The 26,628-nt window shown below is 60.2% G+C and carries 24 protein-coding genes and 1 tRNA gene; 14 read left to right on the forward strand and 11 right to left on the reverse strand.

Translation table 11 applies throughout. From position 1 onward, the window contains the following. Nucleotides 1-32 precede the first annotated feature (32 nt). From OHL13_RS11530 to OHL13_RS11540, 3 genes are all read left to right on the forward strand, one after another. Nucleotides 33-719, forward strand: a complete 687-nt coding sequence (locus OHL13_RS11530; protein WP_263410273.1) for a GDSL-type esterase/lipase family protein — start codon at nucleotides 33-35, stop codon at nucleotides 717-719. A gap of 91 nt (nucleotides 720-810) precedes the next feature. Beyond that, nucleotides 811-3,033 (forward strand): FAD-dependent oxidoreductase, encoded by a 2,223-nt coding sequence (locus tag OHL13_RS11535; RefSeq protein WP_263410274.1) that lies wholly within the window; start codon nucleotides 811-813, stop codon nucleotides 3,031-3,033. 9 nt (nucleotides 3,034-3,042) lie between these two features. Then, a complete protein-coding gene (locus OHL13_RS11540; RefSeq protein ID WP_263410275.1) occupies nucleotides 3,043-4,290 on the forward strand; it encodes an MFS transporter in 1,248 nt (415 codons plus the stop codon). Here the strand turns inward: OHL13_RS11540 and OHL13_RS11545 are convergent. From OHL13_RS11545 to OHL13_RS11555, 3 genes are all read right to left on the reverse strand, one after another. Beyond that, nucleotides 4,287-5,996 carry a glycoside hydrolase family 2 protein gene (locus OHL13_RS11545; RefSeq protein WP_263410276.1) on the reverse strand — a complete coding sequence of 570 codons (1,710 nt, stop codon included), beginning with the start codon at nucleotides 5,994-5,996 and terminating at the stop codon, nucleotides 4,287-4,289. The genes OHL13_RS11540 and OHL13_RS11545 overlap by 4 nt on opposite strands. 95 nt (nucleotides 5,997-6,091) lie before the next feature. Beyond that, entirely contained in the window at nucleotides 6,092-7,126 is a 1,035-nt protein-coding gene (locus OHL13_RS11550; protein WP_263410277.1) for a LacI family DNA-binding transcriptional regulator, read from the reverse strand. Between the two features lie 57 nt (nucleotides 7,127-7,183). Beyond that, nucleotides 7,184-7,273 (reverse strand) — tRNA-Ser (locus tag OHL13_RS11555). Nucleotides 7,274-7,385: 112 nt separating this feature from the next. Here OHL13_RS11555 and OHL13_RS11560 point away from each other — a divergent pair. Further along, a complete protein-coding gene (locus OHL13_RS11560; RefSeq protein ID WP_263410278.1) occupies nucleotides 7,386-8,678 on the forward strand; it encodes an ABC transporter permease in 1,293 nt (430 codons plus the stop codon). Between the two features lie 77 nt (nucleotides 8,679-8,755). Here the strand turns inward: OHL13_RS11560 and OHL13_RS11565 are convergent, their stop codons facing one another. Next, nucleotides 8,756-8,992 (reverse strand): hypothetical protein, encoded by a 237-nt coding sequence (locus OHL13_RS11565; RefSeq protein ID WP_263410279.1) that lies wholly within the window; start codon nucleotides 8,990-8,992, stop codon nucleotides 8,756-8,758. Between the two features lie 142 nt (nucleotides 8,993-9,134). Here OHL13_RS11565 and OHL13_RS11570 point away from each other — a divergent pair, with 142 nt between their 5' ends. Together OHL13_RS11570 and coaE are read left to right on the forward strand one after the other, a co-directional pair. Beyond that, nucleotides 9,135-10,067 carry a bifunctional 5,10-methylenetetrahydrofolate dehydrogenase/5,10-methenyltetrahydrofolate cyclohydrolase gene (locus OHL13_RS11570; protein WP_263410280.1) on the forward strand — a complete coding sequence of 311 codons (933 nt, stop codon included), beginning with the start codon at nucleotides 9,135-9,137 and terminating at the stop codon, nucleotides 10,065-10,067. A gap of 2 nt (nucleotides 10,068-10,069) precedes the next feature. Beyond that, complete coding sequence (gene coaE / locus OHL13_RS11575) at nucleotides 10,070-10,690, forward strand: dephospho-CoA kinase (RefSeq protein ID WP_263410281.1); 621 nt, start codon at nucleotides 10,070-10,072, stop codon at nucleotides 10,688-10,690. On the opposite strand, the gene OHL13_RS11580 is transcribed toward coaE, so the two are convergent. Next, on the reverse strand, nucleotides 10,684-11,142 hold the full coding sequence (locus OHL13_RS11580; protein ID WP_263410282.1) for a nuclear transport factor 2 family protein: 459 nt from the start codon (nucleotides 11,140-11,142) through the stop codon (nucleotides 10,684-10,686). The genes coaE and OHL13_RS11580 overlap by 7 nt on opposite strands. Nucleotides 11,143-11,300: 158 nt before the next feature. On the opposite strand from OHL13_RS11580, the gene OHL13_RS11585 reads away from it, so the two are divergent. The 3 genes from OHL13_RS11585 (at nucleotide 11,301) to OHL13_RS11595 (ending at nucleotide 14,326) form a co-directional block, all read left to right on the forward strand. Continuing rightward, nucleotides 11,301-12,482, forward strand: coding sequence for a S1C family serine protease (locus OHL13_RS11585; RefSeq protein WP_263410283.1), 1,182 nt, complete (start codon nucleotides 11,301-11,303; stop codon nucleotides 12,480-12,482). Between the two features lie 127 nt (nucleotides 12,483-12,609). Then, nucleotides 12,610-13,275 (forward strand): hypothetical protein, encoded by a 666-nt coding sequence (locus OHL13_RS11590; RefSeq protein WP_263410284.1) that lies wholly within the window; start codon nucleotides 12,610-12,612, stop codon nucleotides 13,273-13,275. Between the two features lies 1 nt (nucleotide 13,276). Continuing rightward, the gene (locus OHL13_RS11595; RefSeq protein WP_263410285.1) at nucleotides 13,277-14,326 is read left to right on the forward strand and encodes a site-2 protease family protein; all 1,050 of its coding nucleotides are present in this window, start codon (nucleotides 13,277-13,279) and stop codon (nucleotides 14,324-14,326) included. Here OHL13_RS11595 and purN read toward each other — a convergent pair. Both purN and purM read right to left on the reverse strand, forming a co-directional pair. After that, nucleotides 14,323-14,925, reverse strand: coding sequence for a phosphoribosylglycinamide formyltransferase (gene purN / locus OHL13_RS11600; RefSeq protein WP_263410286.1), 603 nt, complete (start codon nucleotides 14,923-14,925; stop codon nucleotides 14,323-14,325). The genes OHL13_RS11595 and purN overlap by 4 nt on opposite strands. 92 nt (nucleotides 14,926-15,017) lie before the next feature. After that, a complete protein-coding gene (purM, locus tag OHL13_RS11605; RefSeq protein WP_263410287.1) occupies nucleotides 15,018-16,073 on the reverse strand; it encodes a phosphoribosylformylglycinamidine cyclo-ligase in 1,056 nt (351 codons plus the stop codon). Between the two features lie 203 nt (nucleotides 16,074-16,276). Here purM and hemL point away from each other — a divergent pair, with 203 nt between their 5' ends. Then, complete coding sequence (hemL, locus tag OHL13_RS11610; RefSeq protein WP_263410288.1) at nucleotides 16,277-17,572, forward strand: glutamate-1-semialdehyde 2,1-aminomutase; 1,296 nt, start codon at nucleotides 16,277-16,279, stop codon at nucleotides 17,570-17,572. A 40-nt stretch (nucleotides 17,573-17,612) separates the two neighbouring features. Here the strand turns inward: hemL and OHL13_RS11615 are convergent, their stop codons facing one another. Beyond that, complete coding sequence (locus OHL13_RS11615; RefSeq protein WP_263410289.1) at nucleotides 17,613-18,881, reverse strand: MFS transporter; 1,269 nt, start codon at nucleotides 18,879-18,881, stop codon at nucleotides 17,613-17,615. A gap of 47 nt (nucleotides 18,882-18,928) precedes the next feature. Then, nucleotides 18,929-19,642, reverse strand: coding sequence for a polysaccharide deacetylase family protein (locus tag OHL13_RS11620; protein WP_263410290.1), 714 nt, complete (start codon nucleotides 19,640-19,642; stop codon nucleotides 18,929-18,931). Between the two features lie 91 nt (nucleotides 19,643-19,733). Here OHL13_RS11620 and OHL13_RS11625 point away from each other — a divergent pair, with 91 nt between their 5' ends. Together OHL13_RS11625 and OHL13_RS11630 are read left to right on the forward strand one after the other, a co-directional pair. Beyond that, nucleotides 19,734-20,384, forward strand: coding sequence for a deoxynucleoside kinase (locus tag OHL13_RS11625; RefSeq protein WP_263410291.1), 651 nt, complete (start codon nucleotides 19,734-19,736; stop codon nucleotides 20,382-20,384). Nucleotides 20,385-20,471: 87 nt separating this feature from the next. Further along, the gene (locus OHL13_RS11630; protein WP_263410292.1) at nucleotides 20,472-21,029 is read left to right on the forward strand and encodes a hypothetical protein; all 558 of its coding nucleotides are present in this window, start codon (nucleotides 20,472-20,474) and stop codon (nucleotides 21,027-21,029) included. On the opposite strand, the gene bcp is transcribed toward OHL13_RS11630, so the two are convergent. Continuing rightward, nucleotides 21,030-21,497, reverse strand: coding sequence for a thioredoxin-dependent thiol peroxidase (gene bcp / locus OHL13_RS11635; RefSeq protein ID WP_263410293.1), 468 nt, complete (start codon nucleotides 21,495-21,497; stop codon nucleotides 21,030-21,032). Between the two features lie 75 nt (nucleotides 21,498-21,572). Here bcp and OHL13_RS11640 point away from each other — a divergent pair, with 75 nt between their 5' ends. Beyond that, nucleotides 21,573-22,901: a hypothetical protein gene (locus OHL13_RS11640; protein WP_263410294.1), complete on the forward strand. Its 1,329-nt coding sequence runs from the start codon at nucleotides 21,573-21,575 to the stop codon at nucleotides 22,899-22,901. Between the two features lie 25 nt (nucleotides 22,902-22,926). Here the strand turns inward: OHL13_RS11640 and OHL13_RS11645 are convergent, their stop codons facing one another. Then, nucleotides 22,927-24,804 carry a fused MFS/spermidine synthase gene (locus OHL13_RS11645; RefSeq protein ID WP_263410295.1) on the reverse strand — a complete coding sequence of 626 codons (1,878 nt, stop codon included), beginning with the start codon at nucleotides 24,802-24,804 and terminating at the stop codon, nucleotides 22,927-22,929. 215 nt (nucleotides 24,805-25,019) lie between these two features. Here OHL13_RS11645 and serA point away from each other — a divergent pair, with 215 nt between their 5' ends. Continuing rightward, entirely contained in the window at nucleotides 25,020-26,627 is a 1,608-nt protein-coding gene (gene serA, locus OHL13_RS11650) for a phosphoglycerate dehydrogenase (RefSeq protein ID WP_263410296.1), read from the forward strand. Nucleotide 26,628: the final 1 nt, after the last annotated feature.

The following is a 26,628-nucleotide window of genomic DNA, read 5'->3' on the forward strand; positions in this document are numbered from 1 at the left end:
TTCACTTTGTTCTTTTCGAGAGGAGTTGTCCCGTGCGCTGGATTTTCCTGCTGCTCAGCCTTGCCAGCATTCCCTGCTTTTCCCAAAACGCTGACCCCGCCAATGCGGCCTCGTCAGACTTCGCACAGCTGCGCCGCTATCAGGAAGCGAATACACACGTCACTGGCCCGGTTCAGGTGGTCTTTCTAGGGGATTCCATCACGGACTACTGGGGATCGCACAACGGTACATGGTTCCCTTATTCCGGCTGGATCAACCGCGGCATTGGGGGGCAAACCACCCAGCAGATGCTGCTGCGGGAGCGGCAGGATGCGCTCAATCTGCAGCCTAAAGCCATTGTCCTGGAAGGCGCAGGAAACGACATGCGACTTGGCTTTTCCCCTGAAGCTATTCGCGACAACCTGCTGAGCATGGGGGAGTTAGCCCAGTCGCATGGCATCCAGGTCTACGTTGCCGAAATGACTCCGGTCTGCGATTGCGTGCGTCCGTTGACCGGATTGAGGACGGTCGAACGCATCCGGCAACTGAATCATCTGCTGGCTGCGATGTGCCGGGAAAAGCACTGGGACCTCCTTCGCTTCAACCATCCGCTTGCCGACCAGAACGGCCTTATGCGCGCCGATCTGACAGTCGATGGCGTTCATCCGAACGATGCCGGGTATGCCCTGCTGGCGCCGGTTGTGGAGAAAGCGCTTGCCCGTTATCGCAGGAATCGCTAGACAATTTAAACGATTAACCTATAGTGTTTTTTGCGGTACGAATGATTTCCTGAAGATAGGGTGAAGCGTGAGAAGTCTGAATCACTTGGAAATGCGAGGCGACCTGGTTGTCGTCGGCGGTGGGCTCTCCGGTGTTTGCTGTGCGGTTACGGCAGCGCGCAGCGGTATCCATGTCATCCTGGTGCAGGACCGGCCCGTTCTGGGCGGCAATGCCTCCAGCGAGGTACGTTTATGGGTCTTGGGGGCGACCTCGCACATGGGCAACAACAACCGCTGGGCGCGTGAAGGCGGTGTCATCGACGAACTGCTGGTGGAGAACATGTGGCGCAACCCCGAGGGAAACCCCATCGTGTTTGACTCCATTCTGCTGGAGGCCGTTCATCGCGAGCCGAAGATCACGCTACTGCTCAATACGGCGATCCACGAGCTTGACGTGCACGAAGATGCGATCACACGTGTGCGCGGCTACAACAGCCAGAATCAGACGCTATACACCCTGGAGGCGCCTCTCTTCGTGGATGCATCCGGAGACGGCATCCTCGGATTCCTGGCCGGCGCAGAGTTCCGAATGGGAGCCGAGGCTCGCTCCGAGTTTGAGGAAGGCATGGCTCCTGAGAAGGAGGAATCCACGCTTCTGGGTCACTCCCTGTACTTCTACAGCCGCGATACGGGCAGACCGGTGAAGTATGTCCCTCCTGCCTTCGCACTGGCTGACATTACAAAGATTCCGCGTTACCGCGACATTCGCGTCTCTGACAGCGGTTGCCGACTGTGGTGGCTGGAGTATGGCGGAAGCCTGGATACCGTGGGACAGACGGAAGAGATCAAGTGGGAACTGTGGACCGTCGCCTACGGCATCTGGAATTACATCAAGAACTCCGGCGAGTTCCCTGACGCGGAAAATCTTACGCTGGAGTGGATGGGAACGATCCCCGGCAAACGGGAGAGCCGTCGCTTCATCGGCGATGTCATGCTGACGCAGAACGACGTAGTGCGGCAGAGCACATTCTCTGATGCAGTCTCCTTCGGTGGCTGGGCCATTGATCTGCATCCGGCCGATGGGGTGTACAGCCCCAAACCCGGATGCACACAGTACCACTCCAAGGGCGTCTACCAGATTCCCTTCCGCACCATGTACAGCCGCAATATACCGAACCTGCTGCTCACCGGGCGCCTGATCAGCGCCACACACATTGCCTTTGGTTCGACGCGCGTGATGGCAACCTGCGCCACGAATGGTCAGGCCGTTGGCATGGCCGCGGTGCTTTGTACACGTGAAGGGCTACGCCCGCGCGATCTGCTGCAGGCGCCATACATGCATCGCCTGCAACAGTCTCTGCTTGCACTTGGACAGCATATTCCAGGAGTTCCGTTTCAAACGGAGAACGACCTCTCGCGCACTGCGACTGTATCTTCGTCCACCACGCTCACGCTGCAAGAACTTACATCGAGTAATGAGTTGGCGGAGGAACGTTCCTATGCGCTCCTGGTCCCCTTTGCAAAGGGCGTGTCCCCGGCTCTTTCTCTCTTCGCCAGGGTCGAGCATCCGATGACATTGCACATCGAACTCTGGACCTCGCAGCATGCAGGCAATACGACCCCCGATGTGCAGGTGGCCGCACTTGATCTTCCGGTCAGTGCCGGTGGCTTCGTTGAAATTCCTGTCGACTTCCGTGCCGAACTGCCCGCTGCAGCGCATTATTTTGTGATGGTTCCGGCACAGCCCGGAGTCCGTCTGCACCTGAGCAAGGCTCAGATGCCGGGCGTGCTTACCGTCTCGCAAAAGATGAATGCCGCTGTTGCAAAAAGTCTTGTACAGACACCGCCGGAAGGTTCCGGCGTTGACACCTTCGCGTTCTGGTTGCCGGAGCGCCGTCCCTTCGCACGCAACCTGGCGGTACGCTTTCATCAACCGCTGGAGTTGTACACCGCAGCGAATGTAACCAACGGATTCAGCCGGCCGTGGTGCGCGACCAATGCATGGGCCCCATCACCGGAGGACGTCACACCAGCTCTTACCCTCAGCTGGGATCAAGTCGTTCCGCTCCGCAGGCTTGCCATCACCTTCGATACGGACTTTGACCACCCTATGGAATCCGTCCTGATGACTCATCCGGAACGCACGATGCCCGGTTGCGTTCAGGCATTTCGTGTTTCCACCCTTGAGGGTGAAACACTGGCGGAGGTCAGCGGGCACCACCAAACACTGTGGCAACTGTCCCTTCCCTCCGCTGTACAAACATCCGGAATCCGCCTTGAGATTCTTGAGTGGGGTGAAGCTCCGCCCGCGATTTATAACATTTCGTGCTTTTAAGGAGCGGCCATGACAAAGCGCACCAATCCGTGGATGATCGTCGCCCTGCTCTTCCTGGTTGCGGTACTGAACTACTTTGACCGGCAAAGCCTGTCCGTCGTAGCGCCGCGGATGCAGGCGGAACTGCATCTTTCCGATACCGGTTACGGCCATGTGGTCAGCCTGTTCTTATTGGCGTCGGCCTTTGCATATGCGCTTTCGGGGTTCGTCTGCGATGCGCTGGGAACTCGCCGTTCCATGGCCCTGTTCGTCGCCTTCTGGTCAGCAGCAGAAGCAGCAACGGCATTCGCGTCCTCCATTGTGCTGCTGGGCATCGCGCGATTCTGCCTCGGCATGGGAGAGCCCGGCTTGTGGGTGGCGGCGCCAAAGGCCGTTGGCGAAAGCCTGGATAAGAGCCGACGCAGCCTTGCGGTCGGTATCTACACAGCGGGCGCAACCGTCGGCGCGATTGTCGCTATCCCTGCCATCCTTCTCATCACCACGCATCTTCCCTGGCGCAGCATCTTTCTGATTGATGGCGCCGTCGGACTCCTCTGGGTTCCGCTGTGGCTCTGGTTATATCGGGATGTCCCAAAGACAGAAAGCACACAGTCACCAGCATCGAACCTTTTCAAAAATGTACTTGCGCGGCCACAGATGTGGCAGCTTCTCATCGCCCGTGGCATTACCGATCCTGTCTGGTACTTCTATCTCTTCTGGTTTCCGAAGTACCTGCTCAGTGATCGGCATCTCTCTTCGTCACAGATGGCGCATTATGGCTGGGTAGTCTATCTTGCGGGCGGCCTCGGCACCATCGCCGGCGGCTCTCTCTCCGGCGTGTTCATTCGTCGCGGAATCGATCCTGGCCTGGCTTTCCGGCGCACCATGATGATCTCCGCCGTGGCCGTACTCGTCAGCCCGCTGGCGTATCTGAGCCCGGGCATCGGCATGACCATGCTGTTTGCCTCCGTGGTTGCCATGGCGCATATGTCCTGGCTTACCAATCTCACCTCTACGCTGCTTGAGGTCTTCTCGCCACAGCAGCTTGGCAGGGCCGCTGGCCTGATCGCCGCAGGCAGTGCCTTCGGCGGCATGCTGTCCAGTGAACTCATCGCCTATTGCCTGACGCATGGCGGCTATCGTCCGGTCTTCTTCGCCATGGGAATCATGCATCCCATCGCCATCGTCCTGTTGTGGACAGCCTTCCGCGCGAAGCCGGAGGGTGATCCGCAAGCGCCCCCATCCGAGCAGGCGCTTGCGGCCGGGAGTGCGAACTAAGGCAGTTCGGTCTTGAATAGCTCCTGCACGGCCTTCCAGCTATCGCGACGCTGCCGCTCGGTGTTGACTACGCCCCAGCGACGGATGCCATCCGCAGGAGTTCCACGGATGAAGGAACGGTAGTCATTCCAGGTCCACAAAGAAGCACCGATCATGTACGGCCGTTGCTTCAGGGCCGTCATCGCTTCGGTAATGTCGGCGACGCGTTGCGGGTCATGCAACGCCGACTCGCCCATCTTGCCGAACTCCGTCACGAAGATCGGCTTGTCAGGATACAGCTCGTGAGCGCGATCAAACCTTCGGGCGTAATCGCCGTACACGTTGATGGAGACAAAGTCGCAGTACTGGCTGGCTTCGTCGGCACCGGTCTTCACCGCCGCATCGGAGGTATAGCGCGATGCGAAGGTGATCAGCCTTGTTGAGTCCAGCCCCAGCGTGAAAGCACGCATATCGCGCGTCCAGTCCCGCCCTTCCTGCGTGTAGGACTCATACTCGTTGCCGACACTCCAGGCAATCACTGAAGGATGGTTCCAGTCCTGCTCCATCATCTCCTGCATCTGCGTCTTCCAACGAGCGCGAATGCCAGGGTCGGCCATCTGCCACGCGCTGAAGTTCCAGTTACCCGCCTCGGGGATAAGAAGCATCCCATGGCGGTCTGCGAAATCCAGAACAGCCTGGGCCTGCGGATAGTGAGCAATGCGCATCATGCGCATGTTGTCCGCCAGCATGTCACTCAGGTCGCGTTCCACAATCGCATCGGACTCACGAAGACCTTCCTTCATATCCTCCGAAACGCGATTGGCTCCGCTCAGGTGAACCTCTCTGCCGTTCAGCAGAAGCCGTGTGCCTTCGACCTGGATCTTCCGCACGCCTACGTGGCTCTTAAAGGTGTTATCCGCAACCTGCAGTTGCGCGTCATACAGAAATGGATCGCGGACGCTCCACAGATGCGCGTCCTTCAAGCTTCCCTTCCAGGTGACACTCGCATCTCCATTCGCAGGCACCTGCAGCGCGCGAAACGCGGCTTTCACGCCTGCAACTTCGCCGCTGACGGTGGCGGACACTCCACGGCCGGATGCGTTGTGCAGAATAGCCTTCACCGTAATCGACGCGACACCCGTTTTCAGGTCGGGTTCCGCATCGATCTTCACATTGCGGAACGATACCGGATCGCTAATGAGGATCTGAACCGGCCGTACGATGCCACCATACGGCAGCCAACCGACGATGGTGGCCTTGCCCACCCCTTCGGCATACTTTTCGGTGGAGGGATGCCCCGTAGCCAGGGCTGGGATCGACGTGAACGTAGGCGTATTGTCGACATCCACCACAATGTCATTCGAGCCCGTGCGCAGCAGGCGGGTAATGTCGAATTCAAAAGCGTTGTAGCCTCCCTCGTGCGTTCCGGCCAGTTTGCCATTCACCCAGACCTGAGCCACGTCGTAGACCGCATCAAAATGCAGGCGCGCGACCTTACCAGCAGGGAGGGCCTGCATCTCGAAATCGCGCTGGTACATCGCATGGCCGATGTACTTCTCGTGCCCCTCGTCCACCAGCCAGCAGTGCGGAACTGTTACCGGTTTCCACTGCTCTTCCATCGTGGTGCGAAACTTCCATCCGGCGCCGTTCAAATCAACCGTCGTAATTGCACGCGAGATGCGGCAGAACAGAAACACCGTAAAAACCAGCAGGACAATACGCTTCACGAAAAACCTCCAAGGATGAGAGGTTAATCGTTTAATTTCTTTGATCTTCGATTGTCAAGTTATCTTTCTGTCACAGCGCAATTTAGCAGCCCGGCTCAAGCCGTGCTGCCCGGCACCAGTTCGTAGGGCAGGAAAACCCGCTGCGGGTGCACACCGGCATTCTCAATGGAATCAATCAGCAGATCCGCCGCCAGCTCGCCCATCCGGAAGGTCGGAATCGTGAAGGTCGTCGGCCGCGGCCTCATGTGATCGCTCGAGCCCGAGTTCCCGCGATGCAATACGGCGATATCGCCAGGGACAGAAATGCCGCGCATTTCGGCGTAATCGTAGAAGTCGAGAAGCAGTTGATCGTCCGCCGTAAAGATCGCGGTGGGGCGCTTTCGCTTGTTGGAAAACCAGCTATCGAGAATCCTGGTGCCCTGCTCCCGGTCATAGCCGGTGCAGCCGATCCTGTCCTTTGCCAGCTCCAGCCCATACGCAGCCAGACCCTTGCGAAGTCCGGCCACAAGGCGCTGGTGACCGGGCAGCGTGGACGATCCGCTAAGGAAGGCAACCTGCCGGTGCCCTCGCTCCGCCAGATACTCGGCCGCTGCCTGGCCGATGGCCGCATCGTCAACGCCCACATAGTTGATGGGAGCCTTGCCGTAGTAGGAGTTGATCATCGAAAACTTCACCTGGGCGCGCTGCAGTTCGTCGATGGTGTCATTCACATCCTGCGCGGTACACGAACGGGTATTGATGAAGATGATGCCATCGGTAAAGCGACTCTCCAGCATCTGGTCCCGCGTCTCGCGTCCTGGCCGGCCCGTCGGAGAGAAGATCAGCAGGTTATAGCCCCGGCGCATCAGGGAGCTCTGAATACCGGACAACGCCTGCGCAATGAACTGGTTGAAGAAGATGGGATCCCGCATCGGCACGGCCAGCCCCAGCAGCCGGGTCCGCTTTTCCGCCAAGGCCCTTGCCAGTTCATTCGGGGAATAGCCCATATCCCGGGCAATCTGGATAATGCGCTCCCGCAGCTGCGCACTTACACGGGACGACCCCTTCTTATTCAGCGCAATGGAGACGGCAGCGATAGAGACGCCTGCGGCCTTGGCAATATCCGCAAGTCGTGGAGCCGATGATCGCATGCATGAGATTGTATGGTCTGCGCGAGGAATCCTACCAGCGGGCCAAGCCGGGATAGTTGGCGGAGGGAGAGGGATTCGAACCCCCGTTAACCTTTCGGCTAAAGCGGTTTTCAAGACCGCCTGTTTCAACCACTCACACATCCCTCCGCATCAGATAAGGAGTGCTGTCGTTTAGCATACCAACCCGTAGCTCCTGAGTGCGATTTTCGTCCGCTTTCTGTGCTCCTTTTTGGAGCGGAAGTGCTCTAATAAGATGAAGATGGCTACCGTAGCACCAACTCCGGCGCCCGCGGCGCAACGCGCGGGAAGTTTTGAGAACACGCTGAAGTCTGCCAAGACCAGCCTGATGTTCTCTGAGACGCTGCGGCTGGCCATTGATAGCTTCAAAGCCAGCAAGACCCGTTTTTTGCTCACCATGCTCGGCATGGTCATCGGCTCAGCCTCCATCATCCTGGTCGTCACACTCGGCCTGACGGGTAAGGACTACGCCCTGAGCCTGATCTCCTCGATCGGTCCCAACATGATCGAGATGCAGTTCAATGGCGGCAGCGTCGCCGGCCCGGACAATACCTCCACGCCGGACTATATGACCAACGCCGATATGGATGCGGTCAATGCCTCCGTGCAGGGCATCATCGCGTCCTCCCCCATGCTGGAGTTTCATGACCGCATCAGCATGGGCAGCGGCCTGACCAAGGACGCCATGCTGCTGGGCGTTTCGCCGCAGTACAAGCAGGTCCGCAACCTGAAGGTCCTCCGTGGCCGGTTCTTTGATGACCAGGATGCCATGGCACACGCCAAGGTGGCGGTAATCGTGGAACCGCTGGCGCGCGCGCTTTTTGGAGGCGCGGAAGGCGCTGTGGGCAACACGCTGACCGTAAGCGGTATCCCCTTCCTCGTCGTCGGGGTCTTTAAGGAGAGCGTTGAGACCTTCGGCCAGTCCGAAATCAGCGATCAGACCATCCTGATTCCCTATTCGGTGGCTCGCTACTTTACCGGCACCGATACGGTGAAGCAGATTTTCTTCACTGTCGGCACCAGCGCGCAGGTGGAACCGGCGGCGAAGCGCATTCTTGAAATCATCAAGTCCCGCCATCGCGCCACCAGTGTCTACACTGCTTTTACACTGACACAGGTACTGAAGGTCATGGCGCAGATCGCCACTATGCTGACCATCGTCCTGACACTGGCCGCCGCCATTACGCTCATCGTCAGCGGCGTGGGCATCATGAACTCCATGCTGGCCAACGTGCAGGCGCGCATCCGGGAAATCGGCATCCGCAAGGCCCTGGGAGCGACACGACACGAAATCCTGATGCAGTTCCTCACCGAGAGCATCTTTCTTTCGTTGTGCGGCGGCGTCATCGGCACCTTGATCGGCCTGGCGGTTCCGCTCAGCGTCACCTTCCTTACGCCGTTCAAGATTCCTGTCTCCGGCTGGTCGGCGGTCATCGCTCTGCTTACTTCGGTCATTGTCGGCGTCATCTTCGGTACCCTGCCGGCACGCCGCGCGGCCGAACTGGACCCCGTTGCCACACTGAAATACGAATAGGATTTTTTTTACCGGACAGCAGAAAAGCCCGCCAGATTCGGCGGGCTTTTCTGCTTCTCGACAACAAACTTTCTGGGTTACATCACCAGCGCGACACGTTCCAGCTCACTCTGCATGGTCTCCAGCGAGCAGGCGGCAGACTCAATTCGGGTCGCGGCGTTCCGTGCCGCATGATTCGACACACCATAGCCACGGCCCATCAGAAAGCTGGAAATCAGCTCTCCTGCCTGCCAGCTATCCAGTCCCGACTGCATCAAATCGTTCCGCAGGCCCGCAAGGTCCTGCTCTGAGAACTTCTCAATGATCTGTGCCATCTGTCTCTCCGCCCCTTTCACGTTTTCCACCACTTGCAAAATTAGACGCTCCAGCGGCCGATGAGTTGCAACATCTGCCATAACCCTTTCGTGCCATTTTTCTTACGCACAACAGGCAACCCAAGTTCCCGGTACGATTGTTATGGAGATCAAAAATACCGTGGCAAAGCTGTTAGATGGAGTCGCCATTGCCGGCGAGATCAAGAATGAAGTAGCTACCCAGGTCAAAACACTGGCCGCCAGCGGCATCACCCCCAAACTCGTGGTCGTGCTCGTGGGGCACGTCGCCGCCTCTGAGATCTACGTTCGCAGCAAGGTCAAGACCTGCGGCGAACTCGGTATCGGCAGCGAAATGATCACGCCGCCGGAGACCATCACAACCGACGAGATGCTCTCCCTGGTCGCCGATCTGAATGCGCGCGAAGATGTGGATGGCATCCTCATCCAGCTCCCGCTACCCAAGCAGGTGGACACCAAGCGCCTGCTTGAAGCCATCGCACCGGACAAAGACGTCGACGGCTTCCACCCGGTCAATGCCGGACGCCTGCAGACCGGCCAACCGGCGCTGGCGCCCTGCACACCCGCGGGCATCATCGAAATTCTGAAGCGCAGCGGCATCGCCATCGCCGGCGCCAATGCCGTTGTGGTTGGCCGCAGTGATATTGTAGGCAAGCCCGCCGCCATGATGCTGCTGAATGAGAGCGCCACCGTCACCGTCTGCCACTCCAAGACCACCGACCTGCCCAGTGTCACGCGCAATGCTGACATCCTGGTAGCCGCCATCGGCCGCGCCGGATTTATCACTACGGAGATGGTCAAGCCCGGAGCCACCATCATCGACGTGGGCATTAACCGCGTGAATGACCAGGCGGAGCTGGAGAAGTTCTTTCCCGGCAACACGGCCCGCGCCGAGGGCTTTGCCAAGCGCGGCTACACCGTGGTGGGCGATGTCGACCCGCGCGCCTTCGAGATCAGCGGAGCCTATACGCCCGTCCCGGGCGGTGTCGGCGCACTAACCATTGCCATGCTGATGCAGAATACCGTGCGCGCGGCGAAGCAGCGCCGGGGCCTGTAAACATGTTGCGTGTCGGCTTGACCGGCGGCCTCGGAAGCGGAAAATCGACCGTGGCCGCCATGCTGCGCGACCTGGGCGCACATGTCGTCCAGGCAGATGAAGTGGGCCGCCAGCTGATGCAGCCGGGTCAGGCCGTTTTTGACCAGATCGTGGCGCACTTTGGCAGCGATATCCTGGCTGCGGACGGCACACTGGACCGCGCCAAGCTGTCGAAGATCGCCTTCGCCGACGGTCGTGTGGAGGAGCTAAATACCATCGTCCACCCAGCCACCATCGCCGCTCAGGCCGCGTGGATGGCAGAGATTGCGGCCAAAGAACCCAATGCCGTCTGCGTGGTGGAAAGCGCCCTGCTGTTTGAAAGCAAGCATGGCGACCCGCGCAACCGCTTTGACCGCATCGTTCTGGTCTATGCGCCGGAGGAACTGCGCATCCAGCGCTTCCTCGCCCGCCAACCCGGCTCCACGGTGGAAGACGCCCGCCGCCGCATCGCCGCACAACTGTCAGACTTTGAGAAGATGCAGCGTTCCCACTTCATGATCCGCAACGACGGAACTCTGGAGGATCTGCGCCGCCAGGTCGTTCAGCTCTGGGCTGAGCTGCAGAAAGCGGCCACCCCTCAGTAGTGCTTCACCTCGGGGTCATAGATCGTCGCCTGGCGCGCGATCATCAGCCATGAACCATTGGCGTACTGCCAGATGTTGGTTGCACGACGGTGAAGCAGCTTGCCTTTTTCCGGACCGAAGTTCGGCGTATACGTGTCTTCGCCCATGGTGACCGCGATATCCCCAAAGAACTCGATCTTCTCGAGCGCAAATTTGTATCCACCCTCGTAATCAAGCTTTCCGGCCTTAAGCGCTTCAAAGATCTGATCACGCGTCAGAACGGTGTTATTAGGGCTATTGACGATCAGTTTTGGAGACCAGACCTTCGCAAGGGCCACGGTATCTTTCGCCGCAATTGCCGCACCTACGGCGGCGTTGGCCATTCCAAACTTCTTTTTTGCCTCGGCATCCTGCGCATGCACGCTGTTCAGACACACGACTGCCACCAGAACGAACATCCATCGCTTCATCATCTGAGCAAAGCTCCTAAAGGGGGAATGAACTTTGGTTCTGTATCGGCTTTTAGATTTTCAGCCTACATGCCCGCTGTAAAGGCGAAGCTAACCTAAAAATCGCTAGAATCGTCCTACTGCCTGAACCTTAAAGGTGAAGGGAACGTAAGAGGAAGCATATGAAGATGCGTCGCGTACTGCTCGTGGTTCTACTTGTGGGCGGTTTCTATTTTTTGACAACGCACATGACGCCGTCCGGCAAGATCGGCAACTGGATCCAGAAAATGGTTCCGGGCGACTCCACCACGGCTATGAAAGGCCCCCTGGGCGCCTTCCACATGACTGTGGCCAGCGCCGCGCCGGAGTTCGACGCCGAAGAGCAGAACAATATCAACGTCTACAAGCGCGTTCTGCCAAGCGTGGTCAACGTTACCTCCACCACCGTGCAGTTTGACTTCTTCTACGGCCCGGTTCCCCAGCAGGGCATGGGCACCGGCTTTGTCATCGACAAAGAGGGCCACATCCTGACCAACAACCATGTCATCCAGGATGGCCAGCGCATTGAAGTTACCCTGAACGACAAGCACAAGTACAAGGCCCAGGTCGTCCAGATCGACAAGAGCCACGACCTGGCCCTGCTGCAGATCAACGCACCAAACCTGGTGCCTGTTACCCTGGCCGACTCGAAGAACATCGTCGTCGGCCAGAAGGTCTACGCCATCGGCAATCCGTTCGGCCTGAACGGCACCATGACCCGCGGCATCGTCTCGGCGCTGCGCTCTGTACGCGGTCCGACAGGCTCGGCCATCGACAACGCCATCCAGACCGACGCGGCAATCAACCCCGGCAACTCCGGTGGACCGCTGTTGAACTCCCGTGGCGAGGTCATCGGCATCAACACCATGATCGCCTCCAACGGCAGCGACCAGTCCGCGGGCATCGGCTTCGCGATCCCCATCAACACGGCCCGTGCCTTTGTGGATGACATCGCCCGCTACGGCCATGTCCGCCGTCCGGCGCTCGATGTGGTCACGCTGCCCATCGGCCCGGACATCGCCGACCAGCTTGGCCTCGCAGCCGACTACGGCGTCCTGGTAGAGCGTGTACTTCCCGGCGGAGCAGCGGAAAAGGCCGGCCTGAAGGGCGGCAGCCAGCGCGCGTATATGGGCAACACGCCCGTCATGATCGGCGGCGACCTGATCGTCGCCATTGATGGCCAGGAGATCACCAGCCAGCAGGACATCTCCGACGTGATGAACTCGCACAAGGCAGGCGACACGGTCTCGGTCACCATCTTCCGTGGCCGTCGCAAGGTGGAAGTGAAAGCCACTTTGAGCGAGGCGCGCGACCGCCAGGCATAGCGCTTGTCCCTGAACCCTGATGCCCGGTATGCTGCCAACATATCGGGCATTTTCATCTTCAGGGGGCGCTTTGCAGAGCTCCGTTCCTGGTTTTAAAACCGCTGACTTCGGCCAGCCTGGCGCCCGCATGGAGACATGCGGCGGATGCAACACTGCACTCACCACCGAGTACTTTCGCGTAAACGGCGGCATGGCCTGCCGCGCATGTGCAGAAGCTGTAGCCGCCCAGGAGCCACGCGACGGACTCAGCATCTTTTCGCAGGCGCTGCTCTATGGCATTGGCGGAGCGGTTGTGGGGCTTCTTCTCTACTCTCTGGTCGGCATCCTGACCGGCCTAAGCATCGGTTATGTCTCGCTGGCCGTGGGCTGGCTGGTGGGCAAGGCTATGCAGACCGGCGCCAAGGGACGCGGAGGCCGGAAGTATCAGGTTGCAGCCGTGCTGCTGACCTACATCGCCGTCTCGCTCTCCGCCATTCCCATCGCCATCTGGTCCTTCCGCAACCACCAGCCCGCTGCCGCGCAGACGCGTCCCGCCAACGATGGTTCAAATATTCAGGCAACACCGGAAGAGGCGGAGAAATCCGATTCCTTCAAGCCGCATGGATTGCTTCAGTTCGTCGGCTACCTGCTGTTGATCGGCCTGGCATCACCCTTCCTGGAGCTGGCAGACCCCGTCCACGGAGCCCTGGGACTATTTATCCTGTTTATAGGAATGCGGATGGCGTGGAGCATGACAGCGTACAAAGCTCCATGGATCGACGGACCATATCCGCTGACGGAAACAACCATCTGACGTGACAGAAACACCTCAACCCAGAAGCACATGCCCTCACTGCGGAACCATCGTTGCCGAGGATGTTTTATCCTGCCCGCAATGCCAGACCCTGATCTATAGCGAGTGGCTGGAGACGCTCGCCGCACGCGCGCAGCACCTGGAAGAGGTGAAACTCTGGGCAGACGCCCGGGACCTATGGCTCGCCGCGCTTTCGAAGCTGCCACACGCATCGCGCCAGGCCGAATGGACACGCAACCACGTGCAGCAGCTTGATGCCGTCCTGCACGCAACGGATGCACCCGCCATTCCACAGAAACAGGAGCCGCAGCTCTCGCCCAGGTGGAGAAAGTGGCTTGGTCCACTGGCGCCGGTCGCCGTCGTGCTCATCAAGGCCAAGGGGCTTCTTCTGGCTCTCTTCAAGCTAAAGTTCCTGCTCAGCTTCGCTGCCTTCTTCGGCCTGTACTGGGCACTGTATGGCTTCTGGTTCGGCCTGGGCTTTGCCTTCTCCATCCTGGTACACGAGATGGGCCACTATATCGCTGTCAGGCGTCTTGGCATGAAGGCGGAGCTTCCGGTCTTTCTTCCGGGCTTCGGAGCGTATGTCCGCTGGCAGATGACGCATGTAGAGCCGGACGGATCTCTGCGTGTAGCCACGCTGTTTGAAAGCGCGCAGGTCGCACTCGCCGGCCCCATCGCGGGCATGCTCTGCTCCGCCGGCTTCTTCGGGCTGTACCTGGCGACGGGACAACCGGCATGGGCGGCCGTGGCGCACGCCGGAGCCTGGCTCAACCTGCTGAACCTGATCCCCGTGTGGTTTCTGGATGGAGCCCGCGCAGCCGACGCCTTGAACAAGGTGCATCGCGTGCTGCTTCTGCTCACGGCAATCCTGCTGGGCGTTCTGCTGGGCCAGGGTGGATATTACCTGGTCGCGCTCGGCCTTGGGTGGCGCATCTTCTTTACCAAAGATGCACCGGAACATGGCAGTAATCGCGTCATGGTTGTCTTCGTTCTGCTCTTGTTCGCGCTCGGCCTGCTCTTCGGCTTTGCGCCGATGCGCGCCGTCCGTTAGACCTTGATGTAACGCCGGCCCACCAGGCGGTACTCGCCGGACAGAACACGGCGCAATGCCTCAGCATAAGCCTGATGCTCCTCAACCAGGATGCGTGCGGCCAGCGTGTCATGCGTGTCCTCATCCAGCACCGGCACCTGCCGCTGCAGAATGATCGCGCCGTGATCCACCTGCTCATCCACAAAGTGGACAGTGCACCCGGCAATCTTCGCGCCATACTCCAGCGCCTGCCCCTGTGCATCCAGCCCCGGAAAAGCGGGCAGCAGAGACGGATGGATATTCAGAATCTGGTTCGGGAAAGCCGAGATGAACTCCGGCGAGATGATCCTCATATAGCCGGCCAGGCAGATCAGGTCGACCTTCGCCGCGAGCAGGGCGGCAATCATCTGCTGGTCATGCTCGGCACGCGGCACACCCTTCGATGGAATCGCGCGCGCCTCAAGACCAAGCTTGCGGGCGGCCTCCAATCCCCCGGCATCCGCCTTGTTGGAGAGCACGAGGACGATCTCGCAGCCCGGAACCAAGCCCCTGCGAATCGCTTCGGCAAGCGCGAGAAAGTTTGATCCACGTCCGGAGAGAAGAACGGCAATTCTGGTCATCTGAGGGATTCTATCCACTTGGGCTTTGCACAAGTAAAACGCCCGTGCCGAGCAAAAGCTCTTCACGGGCGTGTGAGTCTTACATCGTATGCCTAAACGTAGGTGACCTTGCGGTCGCCGCGAACGATACGGCCAATGACATGGAAGCGCTCATTGGCGCGGTTCAGAATAGCCTTGGCCTTCTTCACCTTGTCAGCAGGAACTACGCACACCAGGCCAATGCCCATGTTGAAGGTGCGGAACATCTCGTCCTGCTCCACCTGGCCAAGTTCCTGCAGGTGCGTGAACAGCGGCGGAACCTGCCAGGAGCTGAGCTCAACGTGCGCGCCCATGCCCTTCGGCAGCACACGCGGAAGATTCTCCGTAATGCCGCCGCCGGTGATGTGCGCCATACCCGCGACACAGTCGGCCGCGTGCAGCTTCTTGATGATGCCCAGGTAGCTGCGATGGGTCTTCATCAGCGCTGCGCCGGTCTTTTCCTTGATGGAGCCTACATACTGGTCCGCGGTATAGCCTGCAACCTCGAACAGCAGCTTGCGGGCCAGCGAATAACCGTTGGTGTGCAGGCCGGTCGAAGGCAGACCAAAGAGCACATCGCCCACCTGCGTGTTCTCGCCGGTGATGATGCGGTCCTTGCTGACCGCGCCGACAATGAAGCCGGCCAGATCGTAGTCGCCCGGCTTGTAGAAGCCCGGCATCTGTGCAGTTTCGCCGCCGATCAGCGCGCAGCCATTGGCCTTGCAGGCGTCTGACAGGCCGACAACGATCTTCTCGACCACATCGCCCTCAAGCTTGCCCATGGCGAGATAGTCCAGGAAAAACAGGGGCGTCGCGCCCTGCACGGCGATGTCGTTGACGCAGTGGTTCACCAGATCACCGCCTACGGTGTGGTGAATGCCTAACTCGAAGGCGACCTTCAGCTTGGTGCCGACACCGTCAGCGGAAGAGACCAGCACTGGATTCGGAAACTTGCTCAGATCCAGGTTAAACAGTCCACCAAAAGATCCGATCTCCGAGAGAACGTTCTTGTTGAAGGTCCTGCGTGCTAACAGCTTGATCTTTTCCTTGGAACGGTCTGCTGCTGAGATATCCACACCGGCATCGGCGTAGGAGATGGGACCCGAAGATTTCGCTGGATTTGGAGCCAAATGCGCCTTCCGAAAAGAAAAGATAAGAACAGCCGGAAGAATAGAGTTTATCAGGATTGACGCGTCCCCGCGTCCTCAGGGGGCACGATAACGCAGCCGTTTGCCTCTCTGCACCTCTAATTTCGGGACAACCGACGCATCCGCGCCGGGCTCGACGCTCCAGAAACCGTTCCCGCGCCTCTTTGCTTTCTATACTGGATGCGATGACACGAGTGCTCGAAAAGTCCCGTTCCCTGCAGCATCGCGCTGAAGCTCTGTTCCCCGGCGGAGTCAATTCGCCCGTACGCGCCTTCCGTTCCGTGGGCGGTGACGCCCCTTTCGTCGAACATGCCGAAGGCGCCTACCTGTTTGACGCGGACGGAAACCGCTATATCGACTACTTCGGCTCCTGGGGCCCGATGATCCTGGGCCATGCCGAACCCTCCGTCGTCGCCGCCATTCAGGACGCCGCCACGCGCAGCGCCAGTTACGGCGCCTCCCACGCAGGCGAGGCGGAACTGGGCGAGCTGGTCCGCACCGCCGTGCCGTCCATGGAGCACATGCGCTTTGTCAGCTCCGGTACAGAAGCGACCATGTCGGCCATCCGCGTCGCCCGCGGTTTTACCCGCCGCCGCTACGTCATCAAGTTTGAGGGCTGCTACCACGGTCACGCCGACGGCCTGCTGGTCAAAGCCGGTTCCGGCGTCGCCACCTTCGGCATCCCCGGCTCAGCCGGCGTTCCGGATGAGGTCGCACACTTTACCCTCGCCCTGCCTTACAACGACATCCGCGCCGTCGAAGAAGCCTTTGCCAGGCACAAGGACGACATCGCCGCCATCATCCTGGAACCCGTCGTCGGCAACGCCGGAACCCTGATTCCGCAGCCCGGTTACCTGGAATCCCTGCGCGCGCTTACGGAAGCCGAGGGCGCCCTGCTGATCTTCGACGAGGTCATGACCGGCTTCCGGCTCGCCCTTGGCGGAGCGCAGCAGCGCTTCGGCATCAAGCCCGACCTGACCACCATGGGCAAAATCGTCGGCGGAGGCCTGCCGGTCGGCGTCTTCGGCGGACGCGAGGACGTGATGAGCATGCTGGCCCCACTCGGCCCGGTCTACCAGGCCGGAACGCTCAGCGGCAACCCGTTGGCCATGGCTGCGGGCGCAGCCACCCTCAGCCGCCTGATCCGTGAAGCCGGAACCATCTATCCACAGATCGAGGAAACCACCCGCCAGGTCGCCGAAGGCGTCGCCAGGGTTGCCGCGGACGCAGGAGTGACACTGACCACCAACCGCATGGGAAGCATGTGGACCTGGTTCTTCACCAACCAGCCAGTCAACAACTTTGAAGACGCCGCCACCAGCGACACAGCCGCCTTCGGCCGCTTCCACCGCACCATGATGGACCAGGGCGTCTGGCTGCCGCCCTCGCAGTTTGAGGCTGCATTCATCGGCACAGCACACGGCAAGGCCGAAGTAGACGTCACTCTGGAAGCAGCGAAGAAGGTATTCGCAAAGTCGTAGCTTGGGTGCCCACGTCCCGTTCCCAGGACGTGGGCACATCCTAAGCCGTCGTCACCGGCTCCTTCGGCTCCATCCACAGCTTGCCCACGGCCATCAGCACCACCAACATCACCGCGCACAGGGCAAACACCTGTCGCGTACCGGTATGCTGCGCCAGGATGCCCGACAGCACCAGCCCCAGGATCTGCGCTCCGAAGATGATCGACATCAGTGTCGATCCAACGCGGCCCATCAGGTGGTGCGGCGTCTCCTGCTGGATCAGCGTCTGCGCCGGAATGATGATGCCCGCCACCGAGAAGCCAATCACCAGGTTGCCCACAAGGCACGCCCACAGATACGGCAGGCTGGTCAGCACCACCAGACCTACGGCAATGCCGCTCAAACCTGCATACACCAGCACCGTATTCTTCACCTTCTTGCCGAAGATGTTCAGCACATTCATGCCCACCAGGATGCCGATGCCAATCGCCGCCGACGCCGCGCCGAACGACTTTGGATTGGTGGCGTGCAGCACGTCGCGCACATACACCGCAATCAGCGGGCCGAAGCAGCCCATCACGAACATGCCCGAAGCCAGCGACAGGATGACAAACAGCAGAGCCGCATGATGCACGATAAAGCTGAAGCCCTGCTGCATATCATGCAGCACACGTCCCACGCCGGTCTTCGTTGTCTGGTGCTCCGCTGCAACGGGGGGCCGCTCGATGCTGATACTTGCCAGAAAGCAGGCTGACGCGACAAAGCTGGCCGCATCCACGACGTAACAGGCCTTCGGGCCAAGCGCCGTCACCAGCACACCCGCCACGGCCGGGCCCACAATGCGCATGCCGAACATCACCTGCTGCATCAGCGCATTGGCCGACCGCAACCCATGCATCGGCACGGCAGAGCGGATCGTCACACCCTGCGCGGGATTGAAGAAACTGGACACAATCGAAATCGCCGCCAGGATCGCGTAATACTGCCCGGCCGATGCAGCCCAGATCAACAGAAGGCACAGCACCGCGCGCGACAGGTCGCTGGCGATCATGGTGCCCTTCAGCGACCAGCGGTCCACAAACACACCGGCAACCACACCCAGCAGTGCAATCGGCAACTGGTAGGCAATCTGCACGCCCGTTACCTGCTGCGCGGTGGCGTGCAGGTTGAAGGTCAGCACACCGATCACCGCGAACAGCGCCAGAAAGTCGCCGAAGTTCGAGACAATCTGCGCGTACCAGAGCCGCCGCATCGTCTGGATCTTCAGCACGGCGCCCATCGACATCGGTTCAACATGCGCGTGCGGTTGTGGAGGTGTTTGTGTGCCCATAGGTCGTACCTTCCTGAACGTTCTACACCAGGAAAAATTGTAGGCAATTAGACCCAGTTTTCGGGAGTGACAAATGTCAGGTTCCTGATATTTTTTTCGAGCAGCAAGCCGGTCGCATCTACCGTCGGCATCCGTTTTGCTCCCAGCCCCAGGTGGCCGCCGTCATGCAGCAGGACGTTCGATGCCCTGTTCTTCCGCTGGTTCTTCGCAATTCCCTGCTCCATCCGCTCCAGCAGTTGCGCCGGCGTGGCCGGGTTCCAGTCCTGCGCGGCAACGTTCCATTGCACCGCATGCAGGCCAAGCTCGCGCGCAATGCGCAGCGTCGCCGGACGGCGCGCTCCGAATGGGGCACGGAAAAACCGCACCTTCTGCCCCAGCGTTTGCTCCAGCAGGTCATTGGTCTCCGCCAACTGGCGGCGCGTCTCCCGGGCCGAGGTGATCGCCAGGTTGGGATGCGTCAGGGTGTGATTGCCGATCAGATGCCCGGCAGCGGCTACCTGTCGCGCCAGCTCCGGCTGCGCCTTCACGAAATGACCCACCAGGAAAAACGTCGCGCGCACGTTATGCCGAGCCAGAACCTCCAGCAGATAGGGCGTCACCTCCGGGTTCGGACCGTCATCGTAGGTCAACGCCACCTGCCGGGGGTCAGACCCGGCAACGACGGTAGCTCCGTAAATCTGAGACTCTGGCCGGTACGCGGCGTAGACAGCCGCGCCGACTCCTGCGGCGGCGGCAACTCCGATGGCAACTGCGGGGATCATACTGTGCTTCGAGTGTATTCGTTCCGCCACTTGGCGGCGGGATACGATCGTGATATCTTCACCTTTCATTCGCCTTTCCGGAGGTCCCCCTATGACCCTGTTCGACCCGCCCAGCTACATTGCGATCGAAGGCCCTATCCGCGTCGGCAAGTCCACCCTGGCAGAGATGCTGGCCGTAAAGATGGGTGCGCGCCATGTCATTGAGCCGGAAGATAACCCCTTCCTGGACGGTTTTTACCGGCAGGAACCCGGCATGGCCCTGGCCGCGCAGATGTGGTTTCTGGAGGCGCGGCACGCCCAGCTCCGTGAGGCCCAGGACCAGGCCAAAAGCGATATCGTTCGCCGGGGCGTAGTCTCCGACTACATTTTCGAGAAAGATAAGCTATTTGCCTGCTTGAACTTAGGCGACGACGAGCTGAAGCTCTACAACCGCTATTACGAGCCCATGCGAGCCGGTCTGCCGATCCCTGACCTGGTCATCTACCTGAAAGCAACGCCGGATGTGCTGCGCACACGGCTGAAACGCAAGGGCATTCCCGTAGAGCGCGCCGTAAGCGAGGAGTACCTCGAGACCGTTATCGAGGCCTATGAGCACTTCTTTTCCCGCTACACGGCCAGCGATTTGCTGGTAATTGACACCTCCGAGATCGACTTTGTGAACAACAACCGTGATCTGCAGGCACTGTTCCGGCGTCTGGATACCCCGGTTAAAGGCACCCAGCACTTTTTGATGGTGGGATAAGCCTTCTCCCGGCGCGGGCAACTTGCGGGTGCGGCAACGGGTTCCTATTGGAGAGCGCCTCCGCGCTGGTAGAAGGAGTTCGAATACATGTCTTCACGCATCCTGATCTCCGGCGTTTCGCTGCTGTTGTGCCTGGGAAGCGGCGTGGCGCAACAGGGCCGGAATTTCTCTCCCGGCGCCGGCGACTCCACCGGCACGGCCCTGAAGGTCAGAATCCAGGACGCAATCAGCTCAAAGGACGCGCAGAATGGCCAGTTCATCCGCGGCGTTATGGCAGAGGCAGCCACCGTGGACGGCCATAGCTTTCCCGCCGGAACCCTGGTGGAAGCGACTGTCGTCTCCACCTCCAGGGCCGGTCAACTAACGAGTGCGGGGGAGCTCTCTCTGCAGGTGGAAAAGGTAGGCGAACAGGAACTGCTGAGCGATGTCACGGTCGTAACCGGGAAGGAAGGCGCTAAAGACCTGCCGGACAGCGCTCCCGAGGTGGGAACCGAAGCCGAGGTGCAGCCACAGTCAGTACTGATCTTCCACGTTGTGCCGCTGGGGCTTGCCTACCGGGATAACGTGGAGAAAAAACTGGACCTGGCACATTCCGGGAGCGGGGCCGGCACCGGAAGCAGCGCCAGCCCAACCGCAGCGGAATAGTTATTTGGCGGCCTTCACGTAAGCCAGCACTTCTTCGGCATGGCCTTCGGGTTTCACCTTCGGGAAGACGTGCAGCAGCTTACGCCCCGGCCCGATCAGGTAGGTGGTCCGTTCAATGCCTGTCACCAGCTTGCCATACATGGTCTTTGGCTTGATGACACCGAAGTAGTCGCAGACCGTTTTTTCCGGATCGGCCAGCAGCGGGTAGTTCAGGTCATACTTGTCAGCGAACTTCTTCTGCGCCTTCACGGTGTCGCGCGAGATGCCCAGCACGATGACGCCCGCCTTCTTCAGCTTGTCGATGGCATCGCGGAAGCCGCAGGCCTCGATGGTGCAGCCAGGCGTGTCCGCCTTGGGGTAAAAGAACAAAACGACAGGTTTCGGATCAAAGCTGGAAAGGGTAACCGGCTTGCCGTCCTGATCGTCGAGAGTGAAATCTTCGATAATGTCGCCTGCTTGTGGTGGCATGGAACAAAAGGTACAAGGCAGGCACCCCCGTCTGCAAGGTAGCGGAAGCGCAGGATTGGCCGTCTTATGAGTGTGATGAAAGTTTTCAGGGAAATCGCAGGCGCCGCCGTCGTGGCAGCCATGGTTGCCACCGCCGGGGCACAGATGCACCGCGTTGCCAAGAAAGACAACGTAACCCGCGCCATTGCCGTGTATGAGTGGACCGGCGACGACATCAAGAAGCCAGCCGCCAGCCGCCTGATCCCGGTCTCGCTCTTCTACGACAACGATTACCAGGAGGCCGGACTTTACCTGGCCCGTCCCGTGCCGCTGGCCCTGTACGCCGGAACCGTGTACGAGCTGCAGCAGGCCGGCGAGCCCAAAGGCTTTTTCGATCTGGACTTTGCCCGCAACCTGAAGCCCAGCGATTCGGTCTCCTCCGTCTACGACCAGGGCTGGACCGGCTATGGCAAGTGGCAGCCTCTGCCAGTCGATAAGCCAAAGGCGCCGCAAAAGGTAACGTTGGACTCAAGCGATACCGACGACAGCCGCCCCAAGCTGGGCCGCAAAGATAAGAAGTCCGACAGCAAAGACACAAAGGACAACAAGAAGGACAAGGACCAGGCCGGCGTAACGCCCGTAGGCAGTGACCCCTCTGACGATACCGACCGCCCCACGCTGAAGCGGCGCACGGAGAAGGAGAAGCGTGACGCCATCAAAAACGACACCGCCAACGTCCAGAATGTCGGCGACCTGAACGACGACCCCGACCGTCCGAAGATTATGCGTGGCAAGCCCGCAAAGCAGGCCGAGGCACCCCAGTTGACCGGTCTGCCCACCAGCGTGCACCAGATGGTCGCGGTCAGCGATGCCGCCAACCGCGAGGTTCACGACTTCACCTACCGTTTCCGCGACCCGCAGGAGAAGACCGAGATTCAGGCCAAGCTGGAAAAGGTGGCCATGTCGCTGGTCGCACCCGCCCCTTCCGCGCCCGCACTTCCGACCGGCGGCAGGAGCCGTTCCACCGGAGCGCGCAGCAAACTGAAGGCATCCATCGCTCCCGAAGTGCCCCCGGTAAAGTTTGCCGACGAAAAGTTTTCAGCCTATGCGCTGAGCTACAACAGCGCCCCGGTCTTCGTGTTGGAAGCCCACACCACCGGCGAAGGCTCTCCCGTGCAATACGTAACCGTTGTGGCCCAGAACGACAGCTTCGGGGAGCCCCAGGTAGCGATCAAAACCACCACAGACTCCGCCCACATGGACTCAACTCCGTGGATGCGGCTGGTCGGCGTCGTGGATGCCGAGGCCAGCAACCGCGCCAGCCTTCTGATGGAATTGCGAGGCCAGCAGGCCCGCTCCTTTGCCCTCTACCGCGTTATCGGCGCACAGGCGACGAAGGTGTTTGAGACGGGAGCGACCCAGTAGTTGCAAGTTGTTAGCAACTAACAACTCACCGCTTTCCCCAGTTCATCAGCGGGAGGATGCTCGAATAATCATCCGTCCACGCCTTTGCCTTCATCTCCGGAAAGCTGGAGCGGGCTATGACCACGTCCGTCTGCTGCTGGAAGTCCTTGCGCCTGGTCAGCAGCACCCAGGTGGAGCTGTAGTAGCCCTTGCTCTCATCGTTCGGGCTGTTGATCAGCACCGCATCCAGCCCCGCGGTCTGGGACAGTGCTTTGACCTCCGGCGCAAGGTGAATAAATTGGTTGGAGACATGGAAGGCGATGATGCCGCCGGGAGCCATGTGCTTCTGGTAAAGCGCCAGTGCCTGCGTGGTGATCAGGTGCAGCGGGATGGCGTCGCCGGAGAAGGCGTCGATCACCAGGATGTCGAAGTTGTTCGGCGCCTCATGCTCCAGCGAGATACGCGCATCACCCGCGATAACGGGAATCGCCACCGGAGCATCGCGGAAGTAGGTAAACAGGTTGCGCGCGACGGGCTCGACTGCCGGGTTGATCTCGTAGAAGCGGAAACGATCTCCGGGCTGCGAATACACCGCCAGCGAGCCTGCTCCCAGGCCGATAATACCCACTGACTTCGGCCGTCCTTCACAGCAATAGCGCATGGCCAGCCCGATGCCCGATTCCGGCGCATAGTAGCTGACCGGTACGCGTGCATGGTCCGGCGTAAAGATCTGCGTACCGTGCTTGATGGTGCCGTTATAGAGCGTGCGCAGTGTGCTGGCCGGAGGAAACGCTCCCTGCGTCACACGCAGCGGACCATAGAAGTTCCTTATCTGCGCCATGCTGGCCAGGTTGAATGCCTGGTATTCCTTGCCGATGAGAAACAGCAGCAACACGGAAGCCGTAGCCCATAATGCCCTTTGCGCCCATCCAAGGTTCCACAAGGCGAAGACGGCGACCGTCGCTGTGACAAAAAACGAGATTGAAAGGTCATAGTTCGCGGAAAACACCAGAGGGCTGACGATACCGATGAAGAAGGTCCCCGCCGCTCCGCCAGCCGACAGCATGAGATAGAAGACCGTCGACTGGCGCGGATCTTCCGGACGATGCGTATACAGCTCCGCATGGCAGAAGTAGCAGGCCAGGAAGAGCTCAATCAGGAAGAAGCTGATGCTCAGCCAGATAGGGAAGGTCACACCCTCCTGCGTCAGGGTGTAGGCCAGCGCCGCCAGAAACACCACCAGAAAACGGATCACCAGCCCACGGTTGTAGAACCGCCCCAGCTCAAAGGCCGCGATAAAGCTGAGCAGGTACGCCGCCAGCGGCAGAATCCAGAGCAGCGGAATGGGAGCGATGTTCTGCGACAGGTGCGCCGTGACCGCCGCAAGCTGCATGGACGCCGCAAACGGCAGAAGGAACCAGAGGAGCCGGTTGCTCCGGGACGGCTGGTTGGCTGGATGGCTGGATGGCTGGTCCTGAACGGTTTGGACACCGCGCGGGACCAACAACCCACAAAGAGCAGCGTAGACAACGAATCCAACGGCCCACGCCATGCGCTGCGCGTGGATGGTCATATACGGCTCAATCAGCACCGGGTATGCGAACAGCGCCAGCAGGCTGCCCACATTCGACAACGCAAACAGCCGGTAGCGCACACCAGCCCCTTCCGTCTGCGCCAGCCACACCTGTAGCAGGGGGCTTGTCGCCGAAAGCAACAGAAACGGCAGACCGATGCTGGTTGCAAGCGACAGGAAGATGGTCAAAACGGGCCGCTGGAAAGCGGTAGGAGAACTGGGCGTGGTGGAGACAAAGGCCAGCAGCACGGCGACTCCCAGCAGACCCAATTGCACTGTTTGTTGTGCACGGAAGCGGGTCAGCCAGTGGGCATAGCTATAGCCAAACAGCAGAAGAAGCTGGAAAACCACAAGGCAGGTGATCCAGACGGCTGAACTTCCTCCCAAAGCGGGAAGAAGCTGCCGAGCGGCCAAAGGTTCGACCAGAAAGAGAAGAAAAGCACCGAGAAAGATGGTGAGAGCAAAAAGCGGACGCTTATTCATGAGGTCTGACAGGAGTGTCGCGGACGGCGAGTCCAAGGCTATCACTGCGATCCAACATGCTGGACAAGTAAAATGGTCGCAACATGAAGATTGTCCTTGCTGAAAAAGTCTCGCCTGCAACCCTTGCTGTCTTTCAACAGGAACCGGACTGGCAGATCGTCACGCCGGACCAGATCAAGAACGGGCTGGCTGCAGAGCTGGCCGACGCTGACGCGCTGATTGTCCGTAGCGCCGTTCAGGCAGATGCCACGCTGCTGGAGTCCGCTCCGAAGCTGCGCATCATTGGCCGCGCCGGAGTAGGCGTGGATAACATTGACACCGATGCTGCCACTCACCGCGGCATTGTGGTCATGAATACCCCCGGAGCCAACGCCATCGCCGTGGCCGAGCTGACCATCGGCCTGATGATCACCATGGCGCGCTTCATTCCCCGCGCCACCGCGACCATGCACGCCGGCAAGTGGGACAAGAAGAACCTGCAGGGCCAGGAACTGCGCGGCAAGACGCTGGGCATCATCGGCCTGGGCCGCATTGGACAGGAAGTGGCTAAGCGCGCCCGTTCCTTCGGCATGGACCTGATCGGCTACGACCCGTTCGTCGCCCCGGTGATCGCTCGCGAAAACGGCGTTGGCCTGGCTCCTCTGGACGAGGTTCTGCGCAAGGCCGACTACCTGACGCTGCACGTCGGCCTGACGCCGCAGACCGAAGGCCTGATCAACGCCACTTCGCTGGCCACCATGAAGAAGACCGTGCGCATTGTGAACTGCGCCCGCGGCGAGCTGATCAACGATGCAGCCCTGGCCGAGGCCATCAAGGCCGGTAACATTGGCGGAGCAGCTCTGGACGTCTTCGCGCAGGAGCCGCTGAAGGAGTCTCCATACCACGGACTGGAGAACGTCATCCTTTCGCCACATATCGGCGGATCGACCGACGAAGCGCAGGAGGCCATCGGCATCCAGCTGGCGCACCAGGTACGCGATTATCTGAAGCTGGGCGTCGTGCAGAACGCCGTCAACGTCCCCTCGCTCACGCATGAGGAGTACCAGCAGGTCGCTCCCTATGTGGAGATGTCCGAGCGCCTGGGCACCTTCCTGTCGCACGCCACGCCGGGCAACCTGGAAAACATCCAGATCAACTACGCCGGCCGTATCGCCAGCGGAAAGACGGAACTGATCCGCAACGCCTCCATCTGCGGCGTTCTGGCCGACAGCGAAAACGTGAACCGCATCAACGCGGCCTCCGTTGCGCAGGAGCGCGGCATCCGTCTGATGGAGGAGAAGAAGGAGTTCGCCTCCGGCGGCGCAGGATCGGTGCTGAAACTGACGCTGCACTCGGCTTCGGGTGACTCGTCGGCCTCGGCCACGGTGCTGCACGGCAACTCGCCGCGCCTGCTGAGCTACGACGGCATCGACATCGAGGCTCCGCTGACCGGCACGCTGGTCGTCATCCGCAACCAGGACGTACCGGGCGTCATCGGACGCATCGGAACCATCCTGGGCGAACACAAGATCAACATCGCCAACTTCGCTCTGGGCCGCAACGTACGTTCGCAGAACGTACCGCAGGGCCAGGCGCTGGCCGTGGTGCAGATCGACGTGCCGACCGCCAAGGCAGCCAACGATGTCATCGCCGCTCTGCGCAAGGTGGAAGCGATTGTCAGCGTCCGCCTGGTGGAACTGGGTAAAATCTAAG

The organism is Terriglobus tenax (genome assembly GCF_025685395.1).
Classification (GTDB): domain Bacteria; phylum Acidobacteriota; class Terriglobia; order Terriglobales; family Acidobacteriaceae; genus Terriglobus; species Terriglobus tenax.

What these genes read in the sequence shown, in the direction of transcription:
- OHL13_RS11535 (WP_263410274.1), top strand. Translation starts at nt 811, where the DNA reads ATGCGAGGCGACCTGGTTGTCGTCGGCGGTGGGCTCTCCGGTGTTTGC.
- OHL13_RS11540 (WP_263410275.1), top strand. Translation starts at nt 3,043, where the DNA reads ATGACAAAGCGCACCAATCCGTGGATGATCGTCGCCCTGCTCTTCCTG.
- OHL13_RS11550 (WP_263410277.1), bottom strand. Translation starts at nt 7,126, where the DNA reads ATGCGATCATCGGCTCCACGACTTGCGGATATTGCCAAGGCCGCAGGC.
- OHL13_RS11560 (WP_263410278.1), top strand. Translation starts at nt 7,386, where the DNA reads ATGGCTACCGTAGCACCAACTCCGGCGCCCGCGGCGCAACGCGCGGGA.
- OHL13_RS11565 (WP_263410279.1), bottom strand. Translation starts at nt 8,992, where the DNA reads ATGGCACAGATCATTGAGAAGTTCTCAGAGCAGGACCTTGCGGGCCTG.
- OHL13_RS11570 (WP_263410280.1), top strand. Translation starts at nt 9,135, where the DNA reads ATGGAGATCAAAAATACCGTGGCAAAGCTGTTAGATGGAGTCGCCATT.
- coaE (WP_263410281.1), top strand. Translation starts at nt 10,070, where the DNA reads ATGTTGCGTGTCGGCTTGACCGGCGGCCTCGGAAGCGGAAAATCGACC.
- OHL13_RS11580 (WP_263410282.1), bottom strand. Translation starts at nt 11,142, where the DNA reads ATGATGAAGCGATGGATGTTCGTTCTGGTGGCAGTCGTGTGTCTGAAC.
- OHL13_RS11585 (WP_263410283.1), top strand. Translation starts at nt 11,301, where the DNA reads ATGAAGATGCGTCGCGTACTGCTCGTGGTTCTACTTGTGGGCGGTTTC.
- OHL13_RS11590 (WP_263410284.1), top strand. Translation starts at nt 12,610, where the DNA reads ATGGAGACATGCGGCGGATGCAACACTGCACTCACCACCGAGTACTTT.
- purN (WP_263410286.1), bottom strand. Translation starts at nt 14,925, where the DNA reads ATGACCAGAATTGCCGTTCTTCTCTCCGGACGTGGATCAAACTTTCTC.
- hemL (WP_263410288.1), top strand. Translation starts at nt 16,277, where the DNA reads ATGACACGAGTGCTCGAAAAGTCCCGTTCCCTGCAGCATCGCGCTGAA.
- OHL13_RS11615 (WP_263410289.1), bottom strand. Translation starts at nt 18,881, where the DNA reads ATGGGCACACAAACACCTCCACAACCGCACGCGCATGTTGAACCGATG.
- OHL13_RS11620 (WP_263410290.1), bottom strand. Translation starts at nt 19,642, where the DNA reads ATGATCCCCGCAGTTGCCATCGGAGTTGCCGCCGCCGCAGGAGTCGGC.
- OHL13_RS11625 (WP_263410291.1), top strand. Translation starts at nt 19,734, where the DNA reads ATGACCCTGTTCGACCCGCCCAGCTACATTGCGATCGAAGGCCCTATC.
- OHL13_RS11630 (WP_263410292.1), top strand. Translation starts at nt 20,472, where the DNA reads ATGTCTTCACGCATCCTGATCTCCGGCGTTTCGCTGCTGTTGTGCCTG.
- bcp (WP_263410293.1), bottom strand. Translation starts at nt 21,497, where the DNA reads ATGCCACCACAAGCAGGCGACATTATCGAAGATTTCACTCTCGACGAT.
- OHL13_RS11640 (WP_263410294.1), top strand. Translation starts at nt 21,573, where the DNA reads ATGAAAGTTTTCAGGGAAATCGCAGGCGCCGCCGTCGTGGCAGCCATG.
- serA (WP_263410296.1), top strand. Translation starts at nt 25,020, where the DNA reads ATGAAGATTGTCCTTGCTGAAAAAGTCTCGCCTGCAACCCTTGCTGTC.